Raw genomic sequence first — 15,765 nt, forward strand, 5'->3', positions numbered from 1 at the left:
TGACCGGATGCGGTGCGGGGCGGTCAGCGGCACCCGCTACGGGCCCGCCTCGGGGACCAGCGGTTCGCGCAGCACCCGTCTGAGCTGCGCCGTACGCACCGCTTCGACGATCAAGAAGATGATGGCGACGGCGACGAGGACCGCGAGGCCCACCAGCCCGGCCCACGGGGCGGCCAGCGGGACCAGCGCGACGAGCACCACCGTCGTGATGCCGCGGATCCACCGGATGCGGTGCTGCGTCCGCCACCAGAAGGCCTGATCGCCGATCAGATAGAGGATCACCCCGCCGTAGAGGGCGAGGTGGGCCAGGGTGGGCAACCCCGCGGCCAGCCCGGGCCTCCGGTGCGCCAGCGCGAGCGTCTGGCCCAGACCGAGCGCGACCAGCACGATGCCGGCCACCATCGCCAGGTGCAGAAAGGTGTACGCGTCGGCGGCCAGCCGGCTGCGGTCGCCGCCCGCAGCGGTCTCCACAGCGCGTTCCCCGGCGATGGCGTCGACGTCGAAGTACGCCCACCACAGCGTCCCTACCAGCGCCGTGCCGAGGATCGCCCCGACGACCACCAGCCCGGATATCGGTTGGTCGGCGACCGCACGTCCGGTGGCGATGATCGCCTCGCCGAGCGCGACGATGACGATCAGGCCGTACCGCTCCGCCCAGTGACTGGCCGAACTGATCCGCCACTGACTGACGTTCACCAGGTACCGACTGCTGTAGTCGACGGCAATGGCGGCCAGCCACAGGGCGATCCGCAGCGGGCTGTAGGGTCCCCGCGCGCCGACCAGTTCGGGCAGCAGCGCTGCGCCCAGCAGCAGGAGCGTCGCCAGCCCGGCCGCGAGGGCGAGCAGCAGCAGTTGGCGGCGTAAGCCGGGATTGCCGCGCGCGACCACCCAGAACGAGCCCAGGTGCAGCAGCCGGACGACGCCGTAGCAGGTCGCGAAAACCAGCGGCCCGAACAGCCCGACCCGCGACGGGTCGTAGAACGCCACCGGGATCGCGATCGCGATGATGAGGATGTTCGCCGCGACGGCGACGTAAACCAGGCGAGTTCCCGGCTCGTCGGTGCGCAGCGCGGTGGACAGCCACGCGAACACGTTCCAGGCCCACCAGAGCACGGCCAGCACCGCCAGCCCGCGGACCAGCCCGTGCCAGGTCGGATCGGCGGCCATCAGGCTGGTGACCTGGATGAACGCGTAGACGAAGACCAGATCGAAGAAGAGTTCCTTCGGGGCGACACCGACGGCCCGCTGGACGGCGGGCTGGATCGCGCGGTGCAGGACCTGGTGCCGGCCCCGGAAGACGGTACGGTCGGCGAGCACGAGCACGGCCACCAGGCCGGCGAGAATCGCGAGCGCGGCCAGCGCCGGCACCTGGGCCGCCACCGGTATGCCGAGGGCGAGCAGGACGAGGCCGAGCAGCGGCCCGCGGCCCACGATGTGCATCGTGCGCCCTTCGAAGGCGAGCAGCCCGACCAGGTAGAGGATCACGCCGCCGTACAGTGCGAGCAGGGACAGCCCGGGCAGCGGCCCCGGTTCGCCGACGGCCCCCACCGCCTTCTCGAGGCCGAGGGAGAGCAGGATCAGACCGCCGATCATCGGCAGGTGCAGGAAGGTGTACGCGTTCCGCGCCAGCCGTACCCGGGCCGCCCCGGACACCCGCTCAAGGGCGAGTTCGGCGGCGAACCGGGCGAGGTCGAAGTAGGTCCACCAGAGCACGCCCACGACGCTCATGCTGAGCAGGATGGCGGCGACCAGCGGCCAGGTGATCGGTTCGGTGGAGCCGATGCCCCGGCTGACCCCGACGGAGATGATGGTCTCGCCGAACGCGACCATGACGATCAGGGAATGCCGCTCGACCCAGTGTCGTACCGGGATGTCGCGCCCACCGACCGCGCCGGTGAACATCCCACCGCGGTACTCGATGAGGATCGCCAGGAGCACCAGCCCGAGGCGGGCCCACGGATGGATCTCGACATCGATCAACCGGCTGGCCAGCAGCGCCGCGAGCAGCAGCAGCGGGGCGGCACCGAACAGGGGCAGCCAGCCGCGCCGGACCCGCTGCCGGGAGACCGGGTCGGACCGGGCGCAGATCATCGCGACCGTCAGGGCGCCGGCCCGCGCGGCGAGGTAGCCCAGCACGAAGATGAGCGGGCCGGGCAGCCCACCGGGCCGGTCGACGAATGCCTCCTGAATCGCCACCCCCACCACAAAGATGATCGCGATGAGGCCGAAGGCGACCATCGGCATGATCCCCCGGTCCAACCGGATGGAGTTGCTGAGCCAGGCGTAGGAGACCCAGCACCACCACAGCAGCGCGAGCAGCAGCAGACCGCGCACGATCCCGAAGAGGTCGGGATGGGCAGCGGCCAGACTGGTCACGTTGAGGAAGGCGTAGACGAAAACCAGGTCGAGGAAGAGTTCCAGCCGGGTCACCCCGCCGCTCTCGGCGACCATCTGGAACCGATCGGACAGTCCCCTCGACCTACCGCTGGCCATCGCTTGAGTCTGCCCGGCGGCGGTGCCCCGCGCGGGGCATCCGGCAAGCCCGCCCGGCTCAGGTGATGACGGACGGCTCCCGCCACTGCGGGCGGCCGGTCCGGTCGAGGTCGTAGCGGACCGCGGCGAGCCGGCCGACGGCCTCCACCAGGTCGGCGGCGGGCAGCGTGAACGGCAGCCGTAGGAACCGCTCGAGGGTGCCGTCCAGGCCGAACCGGGGTCCGGGCGCCAGGCGTACGCCGACCTCCTCGGCGGCCCGGGCCAGGGCGCTGGAGACCGGGCCGTCCAGCTCGACCCAGAGCGTCACGCCGCCGCGCGGCACGCTGACCCGCCAGTCGGGCAGCCGCTCGGCCAGCGCGCCGACCAGCGCGTCCCGCTGGGCGGCGAGCTGCGCCCGCCGCGCGGCCACGATGGTCGCCGCTTCGGCGAGCAGGTGCACCGCGACGAGCTGGTCGAGGACCGGGCTGGCCATGTCGACACCGACCCGGGCGGCGGCCAGCCGCTGCACCTGCGGCGCCGACGCCCGGACCCAGCCGATCCGCAGGCCACCCCAGTACGGCTTGCTCATCCCGCCGATGCTGATCACCCGGGAGTGCCGGTCGAAGGTGGCGACCGGCGGCGGCAGCGGGGTGCCGTCCAGCGGCAGGTCCACGAAGGACTCGTCGATCACCAGGTCGGTCCCGGCAACGTGGGCGGCGGCGACCAGCCGCTCGCGCAACTCGGTCGCCATCAGGTGGCCGGTCGGGTTCTGGAACTCGGGGATCAGGTAAGCCAGCTTCGGCCGGGCCTGCCGGATGCTGCCCAGCAGCAGGTCGGCGTCCCAGCCGAGGTCGTCCATGGCGAGGCCGTGGGTGCTGATCCGGGCCCGACGGGCCGACAGCGCGGCGAGCGCGTTGGGGTAGGTCGGGGACTCCACCAGCACCCCGCCGCCGGGCGACAGGGCCAGCCGCAGCACCAGGTCCAGCGCGTGCTGGGTGCCGCTGGTGACCATGATCTGCTCCGGGCTGGTCGGCAGCCCCCGCTCGGTGTACGCCCGGGCCACCGCCTCGCGCAGCTCGATGATGCCGGTCGGGTGGTAGCCGGCCCCGCCCAGGTAGTGGGGCAGGTCCTCGGTGGCCGCTCGGGCGGCCGGGACGAGCTGCGGCGGGGCGGCGAGCGCGGCCACCCCGAGGTCGATCATGTCCCGGTCGTCCAGCGGGGTCCACAGCCCGGTGCTCGCCACCCGGTGGGTACCGGGCAGCATGGTCCAGCTGCCGGCCCCGCGCCGGCTGGCCAGGTGGCCGCTCTCGCGCAGCTCCCGGTAGGCGGCGGTGACCGTGGTACGGCTGATCCGCAGCGCTTCCGCCAGCTCCCGCTCGGCCGGCAGGCGTACCCCCAGGGGGAGCCGGCCGTCGGCGAGCAGGCCGCGGACCGCGGCGGCGAGCGCGGCGTAGTCGGGGCTGCGTCGGCGGCCGGGCAGCGCGTGCCACTGGCCGAGGAGCCGAGCCAATTGGACACCACGCACCTGACTCGTCATGGCCACCCCTCCGGAATTGGCTCTGTCGCGGGCGAGATTGGACCCTAGGGTGGCATGCATGGCACCGATTGGCAATTTCCGGTACCGGCCCGCCCGGCGACTGACCCAGCTCTACGCCGGGCTCGCGCTCTACGGCGTCAGCATGGCCCTGATGATCCGGTCCGGCCTCGGCCTCGACCCGTGGGACGTGTTCCACCAGGGCCTCGCCCGGCAGACCGGGCTCTCCTTCGGCACGGTCACCATCGCGGTCGGCGCCCTGGTGCTGCTGCTGTGGATCCCGCTGCGGCAACGCCCCGGCCTCGGCACGGTCAGCAACGTGGTGGTGATCGGGCTGGTGGTGGACGGCACCCTGGCCCTGGTGCCGGCCGGCGGCGGCCTGCCGCTGCGGATCTGCCTGCTGGTCGTCGGGATCGTCGCCAACGGCGCGGCAACCGGTCTCTACCTCGGGGCGGCCTTCGGCCCCGGCCCGCGCGACGGCCTGATGACCGGGTACGTCGCCCGCCGCCCCGGCCGCTCCATCCGGCTGGTCCGGACCGTCATCGAGGTGACCGTGCTGGCGCTGGGCTGGCTGCTCGGCGGCACGGTCGGCGTCGGCACGGTCGCGTACGCGCTCGCCATCGGGCCGCTCGCCCAGTTGTTCATCCCGCTCTTCGCGGTGCCCCCGCAGCAGTCGGAGGGTCCCGCCGTGGAGCCGGCGGTGAGCCCCACGCCGCGCCCGGCGGGCGAGGCGGCCTGAGCCGGGTCACCAGTGCAGTGTCACCCCGGCCACGCCGACGGCCACCGGATGGGCCGGACCGCACCCCGGCTGAGCTGCGCCGACGGCCGGCGTCGAAACCAGGTGTTTTCTCCGCCGGCAACGCCGGGCATCATTCGTTCATGGGGGAGAACGGATGGCGCTGGACCGACGCCTGGATCTTCGTCTCGCTGGTGATCGCGAGCGGTGCCGGACGGCATCGCCGGGCGGCCACCACGCGACGTCCGGAGGGTGTCCGCCTGGCTGACGTCCTCTCCACCGCCGACCACCTCAACCGGTCCATCCCCGAGCGGGACGAGGTCGAGGGCGCCGTCCGCCGGCTCCTCGGCGCGGGCCTGGTCACCGTCTCCGACGGCTGGTTCCGGATCACCCCGGACGGCGAGCGGCTGTGGCGCACCCGGCCGAGCGCCGGGCTGGGGACCACCGTGGACACCGTGCAGGGCGTGCTGACCCGCCGGCACACGCCGGGCACGTCCGACTGGAGCCTCGCCGAGGACGACCACGCCGCCGCCGTCCAGGAGTACGTGGTCCGGTCGATCCCGATGCCGCGCCGTTCCCCCGAGGGCCACTCCGGCCGCCCCTGAACCCGCCGCCCGGTTTGGCCACGCCAGCTCGGCGACCCGGCGGCATCCGGGCCGGCGCGATACCGCCAGCTCGGCGACCCGGCGGTGTCCGGGCCGGCATGACACCGGCAGCTCGGCGACCCGGTCCGGTCAGGGGCGGGCCGGTGGATGGGTCAGCGGACCGGGTGGCCGGCGGTGCGCAGGGCGTCCTTGACCTCGCCGACGGTCAGCTCGCCGAAGTGGAAGACGCTGGCCGCGAGCACCGCGTCGGCGCCCGCACCGATCGCCGGCGGGAAGTGCGCCACCGCGCCGGCGCCGCCGCTCGCGATCACCGGCACGTCGACGGCCGCCCGGACGGCCTGGATCAGCGGCAGGTCGAAGCCGGCCTTGGTCCCGTCGGCGTCCATCGAGTTGAGCAGGATCTCCCCCGCACCCAGCTCGGCGCCGCGCCGGGCCCACTCGACCGCGTCGAGGCCGGTGCCCCGGCGGCCGCCGTGGGTGGTCACCTCGAAGCCGCTCGGCGTGGTGCCGTCCGGCGCCCGCCGCACGTCGAGGGAGAGCACCAGCACCTGCCGGCCGAACCGGTCGGCGATCTCGGCGATCAGCTCCGGCCGGGCGATCGCGGCGGTGTTCACGCCGACCTTGTCCGCGCCCGCCCGCAGCAGCGTGTCGACGTCGGCGACCGTGCGTACGCCGCCGCCGACGGTGAGCGGGATGAAGACCGACTCGGCGGTGCGCCGGACCACGTCGAGCATGGTCCCCCGGTCGCTGACGGACGCGGTGACGTCGAGGAAGGTCAGCTCGTCCGCGCCGGCCCGGTCGTACGCGGCCGCCAGCTCGACCGGGTCGCCGGCGTCCCGAAGGTCGACGAAGTTGACCCCCTTGACCACCCGTCCGGCGTCCACGTCCAGACAGGGGATCACCCGTACCGCCACCGTCATGTCGCGAGCCTATCCTTCCCCGTTTCCGCCAGCGGCCGGCCTGTGAGGCCGGCCACGGTGCTGGCCGGGACCCTCCACTACCGGGGCCCTTGTGCAGGGGCCCCGTCCTGCCTCACAGCCGGACCAGCATCTTGCCCAGGTTCTCGCCGCGCAGCATGCCGAGGAACGCCGCCGGGGCGTGCTCGATGCCGTCGACCACCGTCTCGTCGTACGCGATCTTCCCGGCGCGCAGCCAGCCGGCCGTCTCCTGGACGAACTGCTCGCGCAGGTGACCGTGGTCGCCCACCAGGAAGCCGCGCAGGGTGAGCCGCTTGCCGATCAACAGCGCCAGGTTGCGCGGCGCGGCGGGCGGCTCGGTGGCGTTGTACTGGGCGATCATGCCGCAGATCGCGGCCCGGCCGTGCAGGTTCATCGCCCCGATCGCGGCCTCCAGGTGCTCGCCGCCGACGTTGTCGAAGTACACGTCGACGCCGTCGGGCGCGGCGGCCCGCAGGGCATCCCGGACCGGGCCGTCGTGGTAGTCGAAGGCGGCGTCGAAGCCGAGCGACCTGAGCCGCTCGACCTTGGCCGGCGAGCCGGCGCTGCCGACCACCCGGGCCGCGCCGCGCAGCTTGGCGATCTGGCCGACCATGCTGCCCACCGCGCCGGCCGCGCCGGAGACGAATACGGTCTCGCCGGGCTTCATGGCGGCCACGTCGAGCAGGCCGGCGTACGCGGTCAGCCCGGTCATGCCGAGCACTCCCAGGTAGACGCTCAGCGGGGCGAGGTTCGGGTCGACCTGGCGGGCAACCTTCGCGTCGACCAGCGCGTACTCGCGCCAACCGAGGCCGTGCAGCACGGTGTCGCCGGGGGCGAACCCGTCGGCCTCGCTGGCCACCACCTCGCCGACCGCGCCGCCGTCGAGCGGGGCGTCGAGGGCGAACGGCGGCACGTACGACTTGACGTCGTTCATCCGGCCGCGCATGTACGGGTCGACCGAGATGAACTGGTTGCGGACCACCAGCTGCCCAGGGCCCGGGGTGGGCACCTCGGTCTCCACGAGCCGGAAGTTGTCGGGGGTCGGCCAGCCCTGCGGGCGGGAGGCCAGGTGGATCTCGCGGTTGGTGCTCATGAGGAGAGGTACGCCTCCAGCTCCACCTCGACCAGCTGCTCCGGGTCGATCAGCCCGGCCACCACGACCATCGTCGCCACCGGGCGGACCGCCCCGAACACCGCGTTGTGGGCCCGGCCGACCTCGTCGGCGTGGCGCCGGTCGGTCACGTACATCCGGGTCCGGATCACGTCGGCCGGCTCGGCGCCCACCTCGGCGAGTGCGTCCAGGCCGATCCGCAGCGCCTGCGCGGTCTGGGCCGCGGCGTCCCCCACGTGCGCCACCTGCCCGTCGACCGTCGAGGTGCAGCCGGCGGTGATGGCCAGGTTCCCGACCCGGACCACCCGCGAATAGCCGAACCGGGCCTCCCAGGGCCCACCGGAGCCGAGGCGGGTGACGACCGGGGAGGTCACGCCGCGGCCCGCAGCGTGGACAGCGCCTCGGCGACGGTGAACGCCCCGGCGTAGAGCGCCTTGCCGGCGATCACGCCCTCCACGCCCACCGGCTCCAGGGCGGCCAGGGCGCGCAGGTCGTCCAGGGTGGAGACGCCGCCGGAGGCGATCACCGGCGCGTCGGTGCGGGAGCAGACCTCGCGCAGCAGGTCCAGGTTCGGCCCGCGCATGGTGCCGTCCTTGGTGATGTCGGTGACCACGTACCGGGAGGCGCCGGCCTTGTCCAGCCGCTCCAGCACCTCCCACAGGTCACCGCCGTCGCGGGTCCAGCCCCGCGCGGAGAGGGTACGGCCGCGCACGTCCAGCCCGATCGCCACCCGGTCGCCGTACTCGCCACAGATCCGGTCGCACCACTGCGGGTCCTCCAGCGCGGCGGTGCCGATGTTGACCCGGGCCGCCCCGGTGCCCAGCGCCGCCTGCAGCGACTCGTCGTCCCGGATCCCGCCGGAGAGCTCGACCTTCACATCGAGCTGCCGGACCACCTCGGCGAGCAGGTGCGCGTTGGTGCCCCGGCGGAAGGCGGCGTCCAGGTCGACCAGGTGGATCCACTCCGCACCGTCGGACTGCCAGGCGAGGGCCGCCTCCAGCGGGTCGCCGTACGCGGTCTCGCTGCCGGCGGCGCCCTGCACGAGCCGGACGGCCCGCCCGTCGGCGACGTCCACAGCGGGCAACAGGGTGAGACTCACAGCGCTTCTCCTCGCATCAGGTACGACGGTCCAGGGCGATCACCACGATCGCCGGCAGCACCAGCAGCAACAACACGACCAACGCCAGCCGCAGCGCCAGGTCGTCCACGAAAGTCCAGATGCCGGCCAGCGCCACCCCGGTGAGCAGCACGATCGCCGCCCGCTCGCCGCGGGTGTGCCGCCTCAGTCGGCCGGTCCGGCCGCGCCGCAGCTGCGGCGTCAACCGGCGTACCAGGGCGCGGCGCCGCTCCCGCCGGGCCACCCGGCGGCGGCGGACGGCGCGCTCAGCCTCCAGTTGCGCCTCGCGGGCTTCCCGGCGGCGGGCCCGCTCCTTACTCACCGGTCCACCGCCGCTCGCGACTGCGGGGCTCGCAAACCCGGCTCACTCCTCGCGCTCACAGGGTCGCGAGCCAGTTGCGCAGCAGGGTGGCGCCGCTGTCGGCCGACTTCTCCGGGTGGAACTGGGCCGCCGCCAGCGGACCCCGCTCCACGGCCGCGACGAACTCGGTCCCGTGCTCGGCAGTGGTCACCCTCGCCCCGGCCGCGGCCAGCCCGGCGGTGTCCGTCACCCCGTACGAGTGGACGAAGTAGAACCGGGCGTCGGCCGGCAGGCCGGCGAAGAGCACCGAGCCCGCCGGCGGGCGGACGGTGTTCCAGCCCATGTGCGGCAACCGCTCGGCGGGCAGCCGGGTCACCCCGCCGGGCAGCAGCCCGAGCCCCTTGGTCACCACGCCGTGCTCGTCGCCGTGCTCGAAGAGCACCTGCATCCCTACGCAGATGCCCAGCACCGGCCGGCCGGCTGCCACTCGCTCGGCGATGACCGGGCCGGCGCCGAGCGCCTCGAGCCCGGCCATGCAGGCGGCGTACGCGCCGACACCCGGCACCACCAGGCCGTCCGCCTCGGCGGCAGCGGTCAGGTCGTCGGTCACGGTGACGTCCGCACCGGCCCGCTCCAAGGCACGCTCGGCCGACCGCAGGTTGCCCGAGCCGTAGTCGAGCACCACGATCCGCCTGCTCATGCCGGCACTCCGCTGCGCCCGACGAGTCGCTCGCTCATGCCGGCACTCCGCTGCGCTCCGTGCCGCCATGAGGCACCACGGCACTGTGCTGATGATTCGCTCGCTGCCGCTCGCTCATGCGCCGTCTCCGGGTAGCAGCCAGAGCAGCCCGCCGGCGGTGGCCAGGGCGGCGAGCAGCCCGGTGATCACCACGGCGCCGCGCGGCGCGCCCTGGCGGTAGAGCGACCACGTCCCGCCGACCAGCACCCCGGCCAGGATCAGCAGCAGCGTCGGCAGTGCCGCCCCCATCAGAGTGCGCCCTTCGTGCTCGGGATCGCCCCGGCGTTGCGCGGGTCGATCGCGGTGGCGTCGCGCAACGCCCGGGACACCGCCTTGAACTGGGCCTCGACCACGTGGTGGGCGTCCGGGTGGCCGCCGGGGCGGGCCGCCCGCAGCACGTCCACGTGCAGGGTGATCCGGGCCGCCTGGCCGAACGACTCCCAGATGTGCCGGGTCATGCTGGTCGGGTAGACCGGGCCGATGTTCGGGGCGAGCGGCGGCTCGTCGTGCACCACGTACGGCCGGCCGGAGAGGTCGACCGCGGCCCGGACCAGGACCTCGTCCATCGGCACCGTGGCCGAGCCGTACCGCCGGATGCCGGCCTTGTCCCCCAACGCCTGGTCGACCGCGGCGCCCAGGGCGAGCGCGGTGTCCTCCATGGTGTGGTGGGCGTCGATCTCCAGGTCGCCGACGGTGTGCACGGTCAGGTCGAAGCCGCCGTGCCGGGCGATCTGGTGGAGCATGTGGTCGTAGAAGCCGACACCCGTCTCGATGTCGGCCTTGCCGGTGCCGTCGAGGTCGATCTCGACGAGGACCTTCGTCTCCTTGGTGATCCGCTCCACCCGGGCGGTGCGCCTCATTGCCTGCCTTTCGGTCGCGACTGCGGGGCTCTTGCGCCGCACTTCCCGCGCGCTCACGAGAGCTTCTCCATCGCGGCGAGGAAGGCGTCGGTCTCGGCGGGGGTGCCGGCGGTGACCCGCAGCCAGCCGGGCAGGCCGACGTCGCGGACCAGCACACCGGCGTCGAGCAGGGTGCGCCAGGCGGCCGCCTGGTCACCGCCCACCTCGAAGAGCACGAAGTTGGCGTCGCTGTCGGCGACCCGGTGGCCGCGGGCCCGCAGCTCGGCGACGATCCGGTCGCGCTGCTCCATGATCGCGGCGACCGTGCCGAGCAGGGCGTCGCGATGCGCCAGGGCCGCGCGGGCGGCGGCCTGGGTGAGCGCGGAGAGGTGGTACGGCAGCCGGACGAGCTGCACCGCCTGCACCACGGCCGGGTCGGCGGCCAGGTAGCCGAGCCGCCCGCCGGCGAACCCGAACGCCTTGCTCATGGTCCGGGTGACCACCAGCCGCGGGTGGTCGGGCAGCACGGCCAGCGCGCTCACCGTGCCGGGCCGGGCGAACTCGGCGTACGCCTCGTCCACGATCACCATGCCGGGCGCCTCGTCGAGCACGGCGGCGATCACGGCCGGGTCGAGCGCGGTGCCGGTCGGGTTGTTCGGCGAGCAGAGGAAGACCACGTCGGGCCGGTGCGCCCGGACCTGGGCGACCGCCTCGTCGGCGGTGAGGCCGAAGTCGACGCCGCGGGCGGCCGGGATCCAGCCGGTGCCGGTGCCGAGCGCGAGCAGCGGGTGCATCGAGTACGCCGGGGTGAAGCCGAGCGCGCTGCGCCCCGGGCCGCCGAACGCCTGGAGCAGCTGCTGCTGGATCTCGTTGGAGCCGTTAGCCGCCCACACCTGGTCGACGGTGAGCCCGTGGCCCAGGTACGCCGCCAGGTCGGCGCGGAGCGCGACCGCGTCCCGGTCCGGGTAGCGGTTGAGGTCGCGCAGCTCGGCCGCGAGGGCCTTGGCGATGGCGTCCGCCACCGGCTCGGGCACCGGGTAGGAGTTCTCGTTGGTGTTCAGCCGGACCGGCACGTCGAGCTGCGGCGCGCCGTACGGCCACAGGCCCCGCAGGTCGTCGCGGATCGGCAGATCGTCAAGCCCACTCATGCCGCCACCTCGCTTCGCTCGGGGCCGGCCGGCGGCCGGTGCGGGCTGAGCTCGCTGCGCTCGCTCACGAGCCGTCCCCCGGGAAGCGCGCGCTGACCGCCTGGCCGTGGGCCGGCAGGTCCTCGACGGTGGCCAGGGTGACCACGTGCGGAGCCACCTCGCGCAGCGCCTCCTGGCTGTATTCCACCAGGTGGATGCCGCGCAGGAAGGACTGCACGGACAGGCCGGACGAGTGCCGGGCGCAGCCGCCGGTGGGCAGCACGTGGTTGGAACCGGCGCAGTAGTCGCCGAGCGACACCGGCGACCAGGCGCCGACGAAGATCGCCCCGGCGTTGCGCACCCGCATCGCCCACTCGCGGGCCTGCGCGGTCTGGATCTCCAGGTGCTCGGCCGCGTACGCGTCGACCACCCGCAGCCCCGCCTCGAGGTCGTCGACCAGGACCACCCCGCTCTGCTCCCCGCGCAGCGCGGTGCCGATCCGCTCGGCGTGCTTGGCCGCCGGCACCTGCCGGGCCAGCTCCGCGTCGACCGCGTCGGCGAGCGCCACCGACGGCGTGACCAGCACGCTCGCCGCCAGGGGGTCGTGCTCGGCCTGGCTGATCAGGTCGGCGGCGACGTGCACCGGGTCGGCGGTGTCGTCGGCCAGGATGGCGATCTCGGTCGGGCCGGCCTCGGCGTCGATGCCGACCACGCCGCGCAGCAGCCGCTTCGCGGCGGTGACCCAGATGTTGCCCGGGCCGGTGATCATGTCGACCGGCGCGCAGCGCTCGGCGCCGTCCGGGTCGACGGTGGCGCCGTACGCGAGCATGGCCACCGCCTGGGCGCCGCCGACCGCGTAGACCTCGTCGACGCCGAGCAGCGCGCAGGCCGCGAGGACCCGCTGGTCGGGCAGGCCGCCGTTGTCCTTCTGCGGCGGGCTCACCACCACCAGCGAGCGGACCCCGGCCGCCTGGGCGGGGACGACGTTCATCACCACGGTCGACGGATACATGGCCAGGCCGCCCGGGACGTACAGGCCGACCCGGTCGACCGGCACCCAGCGCTCGGTCACCGTGCCGCCCGGCACCACCTGGGTGGTGTGGTCGGCGCGGCGCTGGTCGGCGTGGACCTTGCGGGCCCGGCTGATGGACTCCAGCAGGGCGGCGCGCACCTGGGGGTCGAGGCCGCCCTCCGCCGCGCGGATCGTCTCCACCGGCACCCGCAGGCGCTCCGGGGAGATACCGTCGAACCGTTCGCTCGCCTCCCGGATCGCCGGGTACCCATGCTCCCGGACCGCCTCCACCAGGGGGCGGATCCTCTCGACGGCCACCGAGACGTCGAGCTGGGCACGGGGCAGCAGCCGGCGCGGGTCGCGCACGACGCCACGCAGGTCGATCCGGTTCAGCACCCTTGCGAGTCTAGGCCGCCGCCCCGGAGCCGACCCGCGCCGCCCGCAGGCCGGGACGGTGAGCCGGGACACGCGGGATGGTGCCCGGTCCGACTACCCTCGGACGCGTGACCGCACGGCTGCCGGTGTTCCCGCTCGGGACGGTCCTGTTCCCTGGGCTGGTCCTGCCGCTGCACATCTTCGAGGAGCGCTACCGGGCGCTGGTGCGCCACCTGGTCGGGCTGCCGGAGGGCGCGCCCCGGGAGTTCGGAGTGGTGGCGATCCAGGCCGGCTGGGAGGTCGCCGCCGGGCCGCCGGGCCGGCCGGCCCTCGGCGGCGGGCAGGTCACGCTGCACGAGGTGGGCTGCACCGCGGAGCTGCGGCAGGTCACCGAGCTGGCCGACGGCGGGTTCGACATCGTCACCGTGGGCCGGCGGCGGTTCCGCATCGCCGGCGTCGACGCGGGCGCCACGCCGTACCTGACCGCCGAGGTGGAGTGGCTGCCCGAGCCGGCCGGCACCGACGAGGTAGCCGACCTGCTGGCCGCCCGGGTGATCTCGGTCTTCCGGCAGTATCTCGGGCTGATCCGGCCGGACCCGCAGGAGATCTCCGAGCAGCTGCCGGAGGATCCCACGGTGCTGTCGCACCTGGTCGCCGCGACCGCCGCGCTGACCGTCGCCGACCGGCAGCGGCTGCTCGCCATCGACGACACCGCCACCCGGCTCCGGGCCGAGCTTCAACTGCTCCACCGGGAGGCGGCGCTGCTGCGCGAGGTCCGGGCGGTGCCGGTGCCGCTCAGCGAGCTGGCGGGTCCCCCGGTGCCGAACTGAGCTCCGGGCCGCCCGGCGGCCAGCCGCCGTCCAGCTCCGGCTCCGGGCGCAGCGACGGCCAGCGCGACCAGCCGGCCAGCAGGGTGTACGTCACGGCCGCGCCGAACGCGGGCAGCAGCAGGTTGCCGTACGGCACGGGCAGCAGCCCGAGCAACCAGTCGATCCCGCCGGCCCGCAGGTCGGCGGGCTTGGTGAAGACCGTCCCGTCCGGCGCGGTGGCCAGCAGCCGGTGGTAGGTGCCGAGCCCGATCCGGCGGCCGACCTGCCAGGCCACCAGTGCGGCGCCGAGGCCGCCGAGGGTCCCGGCGAACAGGCCGACCGGGCCGCGCCGGCCGCGCAGCAGGAGCCACAGCGCGATCGCGGCGAGCACCCCGAAGCCGAGCCCGAGCAGGCTGAACCAGCCGTCGGCGGCGATCGGCTGCTCCGGCTGCGGGGTGGCGTAGATGGCGCCGCCGGCGGTCTTCTGCACCGGGGTGCCGGGGGCCACCCCCGCCCAGAGCAGCCCGAGGGGCGCGCCCAGCACGGCCAGCAGGACCGCAGCGGCGAGGGTGGTCCGGACCACCTTGAGCCGGCCACCGCCGCCGGCGGCCACCGGGGTCTCCCCGGGCTCGGCACCGACCACACCCGGATGCCCGGCGAGCGGCTCCGCGCCGGGCGCGGTCACGGCGTCGGCCGGCCGGGCCCCGTCGGACGTGTCCGCCGGCTGGTCGGTGGCCGGCTCGGGTCGGGAGGAAGGCTCCGGTCCGCCGGACGGACGTGCGGCGTCGTCGGGCGCGCCGGCATGGTCGGCGGCCCGCTCGGGATCAGGGGTGTCCGGACTCACCCGGTGATCCTCTCAGGCGGCGGGCCGGCGCGGGGCGGCGGTGGCGGTCAGCGGGCGAACGGCTCCAGCATCACCGCGACGGCCTTGAGCCACGCCTGCCGGGTCTCCGCGTGGAGCTGGTGGTAGTCGATCGAGGAGCCGGTCTCCAGCGCCGAGTCATAGGGCACCACGGTGACCGCCCGGGTCCGGGTGGCGAAGTGCCGTTCCAGGTCGTCCTGGATCGAGGTACGCCTCGGCGTCGGGCAGGAGATCAGGGTCACCGCGTTGTCGGCCAGCTCGCCCATCCCCACCTCGTGCAGCAGGTCGAGCATCCAGTCCGCGCTGAACGCGGCGTCCTCGCGGGGCACGGTGGTCACCACGAGCTGGTCGGCGGCCTGCATGACGGTACGCCAGTTCGGGCTCTCCACGTTGTTGCCGGTGTCCACGCAGACCACCTCGTGGGTACGGCGCAGCAACTCCAACACCCGCTTGACGGTGAACTGGTCCAGCCGCTGGGCGAACCGGGGGCTCTCCTCCCCGGCCAGCACGTCGTACGAGCCGTCGGAGGCGTGCCGCAGGTAGTCGTCGAGGTGCTCCAGCAGGGTGGCGCCCTCCAGGATCTCGATCTGGGCGAGATCGTGGATCAGGTGCCGGATGGTGCGGGCGTGCCGGGCGCTGCCGGCCCGCAGGCCGAGGGTGCCGCGCAGCTCGTTGTCGTCCCAGGCGAGGACGCCGCGGCCACGGACGCTGCCCACGGTCGCCGCGGCGAGCACGGTCGCGGTGGTCTTGTGCACCCCGCCCTTGGGGTTGGCGAAAGCGAGCACCCGGGGGCGGCCCAGCTCGCGGCGGAGCACGCCCACGGCCCGCTCCACCTCGTCCTCCGGCTTCGGGGCCCGCCACTCGACCCGGGCCGGCTCGACCCGGGCCGGGTAGCCCTCGACGGGCGGCTGCTGCGCGGGAACAGATGGGGGCGGCGCCGGCGGCTGGTGGCTCTCCGGCCGGTAGCGGCCCCGGTCCAGCAACGCGTAGCGGGACTCCACTGGCGGCGGGTCGGGCCGGTAGCCGGGCTCCGGCAACCCGTACCGGGGCTCGACGGAGGCGGTGCCCCGGCCGCGCGGCTCCGGGTCCGGGTGGCCCGGCTCCGGCTCGGCGCGGTAGGTCGGCTCGGCCCGCCAGGACGGCTCGGGACCGTCCGGGTGGCCTGGCTCCGGCTCGGCGCGGTACGTC

General features: G+C 74.5%; 17 protein-coding genes. 3 read left to right on the plus strand and 14 right to left on the minus strand.

What is annotated here, in order from left to right; genetic code table 11:
* Window positions 1-36: 36 nt before the first annotated feature.
* Window positions 37-2,493, minus strand: a complete 2,457-nt coding sequence (locus ACFYM6_RS03940; protein WP_387272010.1) for a low temperature requirement protein A — start codon at window positions 2,491-2,493, stop codon at window positions 37-39.
* Between the two features lie 58 nt (window positions 2,494-2,551).
* Entirely contained in the window at window positions 2,552-4,009 is a 1,458-nt protein-coding gene (locus tag ACFYM6_RS03945) for a PLP-dependent aminotransferase family protein (protein WP_387272012.1), read from the minus strand.
* A gap of 58 nt (window positions 4,010-4,067) precedes the next feature.
* Between ACFYM6_RS03945 and ACFYM6_RS03950 the strand changes: the two genes are divergently transcribed.
* Both ACFYM6_RS03950 and ACFYM6_RS03955 read left to right on the plus strand, forming a co-directional pair.
* Complete coding sequence (locus tag ACFYM6_RS03950) at window positions 4,068-4,745, plus strand: YitT family protein (protein WP_387272014.1); 678 nt, start codon at window positions 4,068-4,070, stop codon at window positions 4,743-4,745.
* A gap of 140 nt (window positions 4,746-4,885) precedes the next feature.
* Entirely contained in the window at window positions 4,886-5,347 is a 462-nt protein-coding gene (locus ACFYM6_RS03955; protein ID WP_357435224.1) for a hypothetical protein, read from the plus strand.
* A gap of 152 nt (window positions 5,348-5,499) precedes the next feature.
* Here ACFYM6_RS03955 and hisF read toward each other — a convergent pair whose 3' ends face one another.
* The 10 genes from hisF to hisD form a co-directional block, all read right to left on the minus strand.
* Entirely contained in the window at window positions 5,500-6,267 is a 768-nt protein-coding gene (gene hisF / locus ACFYM6_RS03960; RefSeq protein ID WP_387272016.1) for an imidazole glycerol phosphate synthase subunit HisF, read from the minus strand.
* Between the two features lie 112 nt (window positions 6,268-6,379).
* Complete coding sequence (locus ACFYM6_RS03965) at window positions 6,380-7,378, minus strand: NADP-dependent oxidoreductase (protein WP_387272018.1); 999 nt, start codon at window positions 7,376-7,378, stop codon at window positions 6,380-6,382.
* Window positions 7,375-7,770: a RidA family protein gene (locus ACFYM6_RS03970; protein WP_387272020.1), complete on the minus strand. Its 396-nt coding sequence runs from the start codon at window positions 7,768-7,770 to the stop codon at window positions 7,375-7,377. The genes ACFYM6_RS03965 and ACFYM6_RS03970 overlap by 4 nt, the downstream gene beginning before the upstream one ends.
* A complete protein-coding gene (gene priA, locus ACFYM6_RS03975) occupies window positions 7,767-8,495 on the minus strand; it encodes a bifunctional 1-(5-phosphoribosyl)-5-((5-phosphoribosylamino)methylideneamino)imidazole-4-carboxamide isomerase/phosphoribosylanthranilate isomerase PriA (protein ID WP_387272021.1) in 729 nt (242 codons plus the stop codon). The genes ACFYM6_RS03970 and priA overlap by 4 nt, the downstream gene beginning before the upstream one ends.
* A gap of 16 nt (window positions 8,496-8,511) precedes the next feature.
* Complete coding sequence (locus ACFYM6_RS03980) at window positions 8,512-8,835, minus strand: hypothetical protein (RefSeq protein ID WP_387272023.1); 324 nt, start codon at window positions 8,833-8,835, stop codon at window positions 8,512-8,514.
* 55 nt (window positions 8,836-8,890) lie between these two features.
* Complete coding sequence (gene hisH, locus ACFYM6_RS03985; protein WP_387272025.1) at window positions 8,891-9,514, minus strand: imidazole glycerol phosphate synthase subunit HisH; 624 nt, start codon at window positions 9,512-9,514, stop codon at window positions 8,891-8,893.
* Between the two features lie 114 nt (window positions 9,515-9,628).
* Window positions 9,629-9,802, minus strand: coding sequence for a hypothetical protein (locus ACFYM6_RS03990; protein ID WP_198940227.1), 174 nt, complete (start codon window positions 9,800-9,802; stop codon window positions 9,629-9,631).
* Entirely contained in the window at window positions 9,802-10,413 is a 612-nt protein-coding gene (gene hisB / locus ACFYM6_RS03995; protein ID WP_387272028.1) for an imidazoleglycerol-phosphate dehydratase HisB, read from the minus strand. Before hisB ends, ACFYM6_RS03990 begins: the two co-directional genes overlap by 1 nt.
* A gap of 53 nt (window positions 10,414-10,466) precedes the next feature.
* Window positions 10,467-11,540 carry a histidinol-phosphate transaminase gene (locus ACFYM6_RS04000; RefSeq protein WP_387272030.1) on the minus strand — a complete coding sequence of 358 codons (1,074 nt, stop codon included), beginning with the start codon at window positions 11,538-11,540 and terminating at the stop codon, window positions 10,467-10,469.
* Between the two features lie 64 nt (window positions 11,541-11,604).
* Window positions 11,605-12,927 carry a histidinol dehydrogenase gene (gene hisD, locus ACFYM6_RS04005; protein ID WP_387272032.1) on the minus strand — a complete coding sequence of 441 codons (1,323 nt, stop codon included), beginning with the start codon at window positions 12,925-12,927 and terminating at the stop codon, window positions 11,605-11,607.
* A 107-nt stretch (window positions 12,928-13,034) separates the two neighbouring features.
* On the opposite strand from hisD, the gene ACFYM6_RS04010 reads away from it, so the two are divergent.
* On the plus strand, window positions 13,035-13,736 hold the full coding sequence (locus tag ACFYM6_RS04010) for an LON peptidase substrate-binding domain-containing protein (RefSeq protein ID WP_387272033.1): 702 nt from the start codon (window positions 13,035-13,037) through the stop codon (window positions 13,734-13,736).
* Here ACFYM6_RS04010 and ACFYM6_RS04015 read toward each other — a convergent pair.
* Window positions 13,702-14,559 carry a DUF2567 domain-containing protein gene (locus tag ACFYM6_RS04015; RefSeq protein ID WP_387272035.1) on the minus strand — a complete coding sequence of 286 codons (858 nt, stop codon included), beginning with the start codon at window positions 14,557-14,559 and terminating at the stop codon, window positions 13,702-13,704. The two genes, ACFYM6_RS04010 and ACFYM6_RS04015, sit on opposite strands and share 35 nt — an antisense overlap.
* A 47-nt stretch (window positions 14,560-14,606) precedes the next feature.
* On the minus strand, window positions 14,607-15,765 hold a 1,159-nt coding region (locus tag ACFYM6_RS04020), incomplete at its 5' end, for an AAA family ATPase (RefSeq protein ID WP_387272037.1).

The organism is Micromonospora sp. NPDC006431 (genome assembly GCF_042870725.1).
Classification (GTDB): Bacteria; Actinomycetota; Actinomycetes; order Mycobacteriales; family Micromonosporaceae; genus Micromonospora.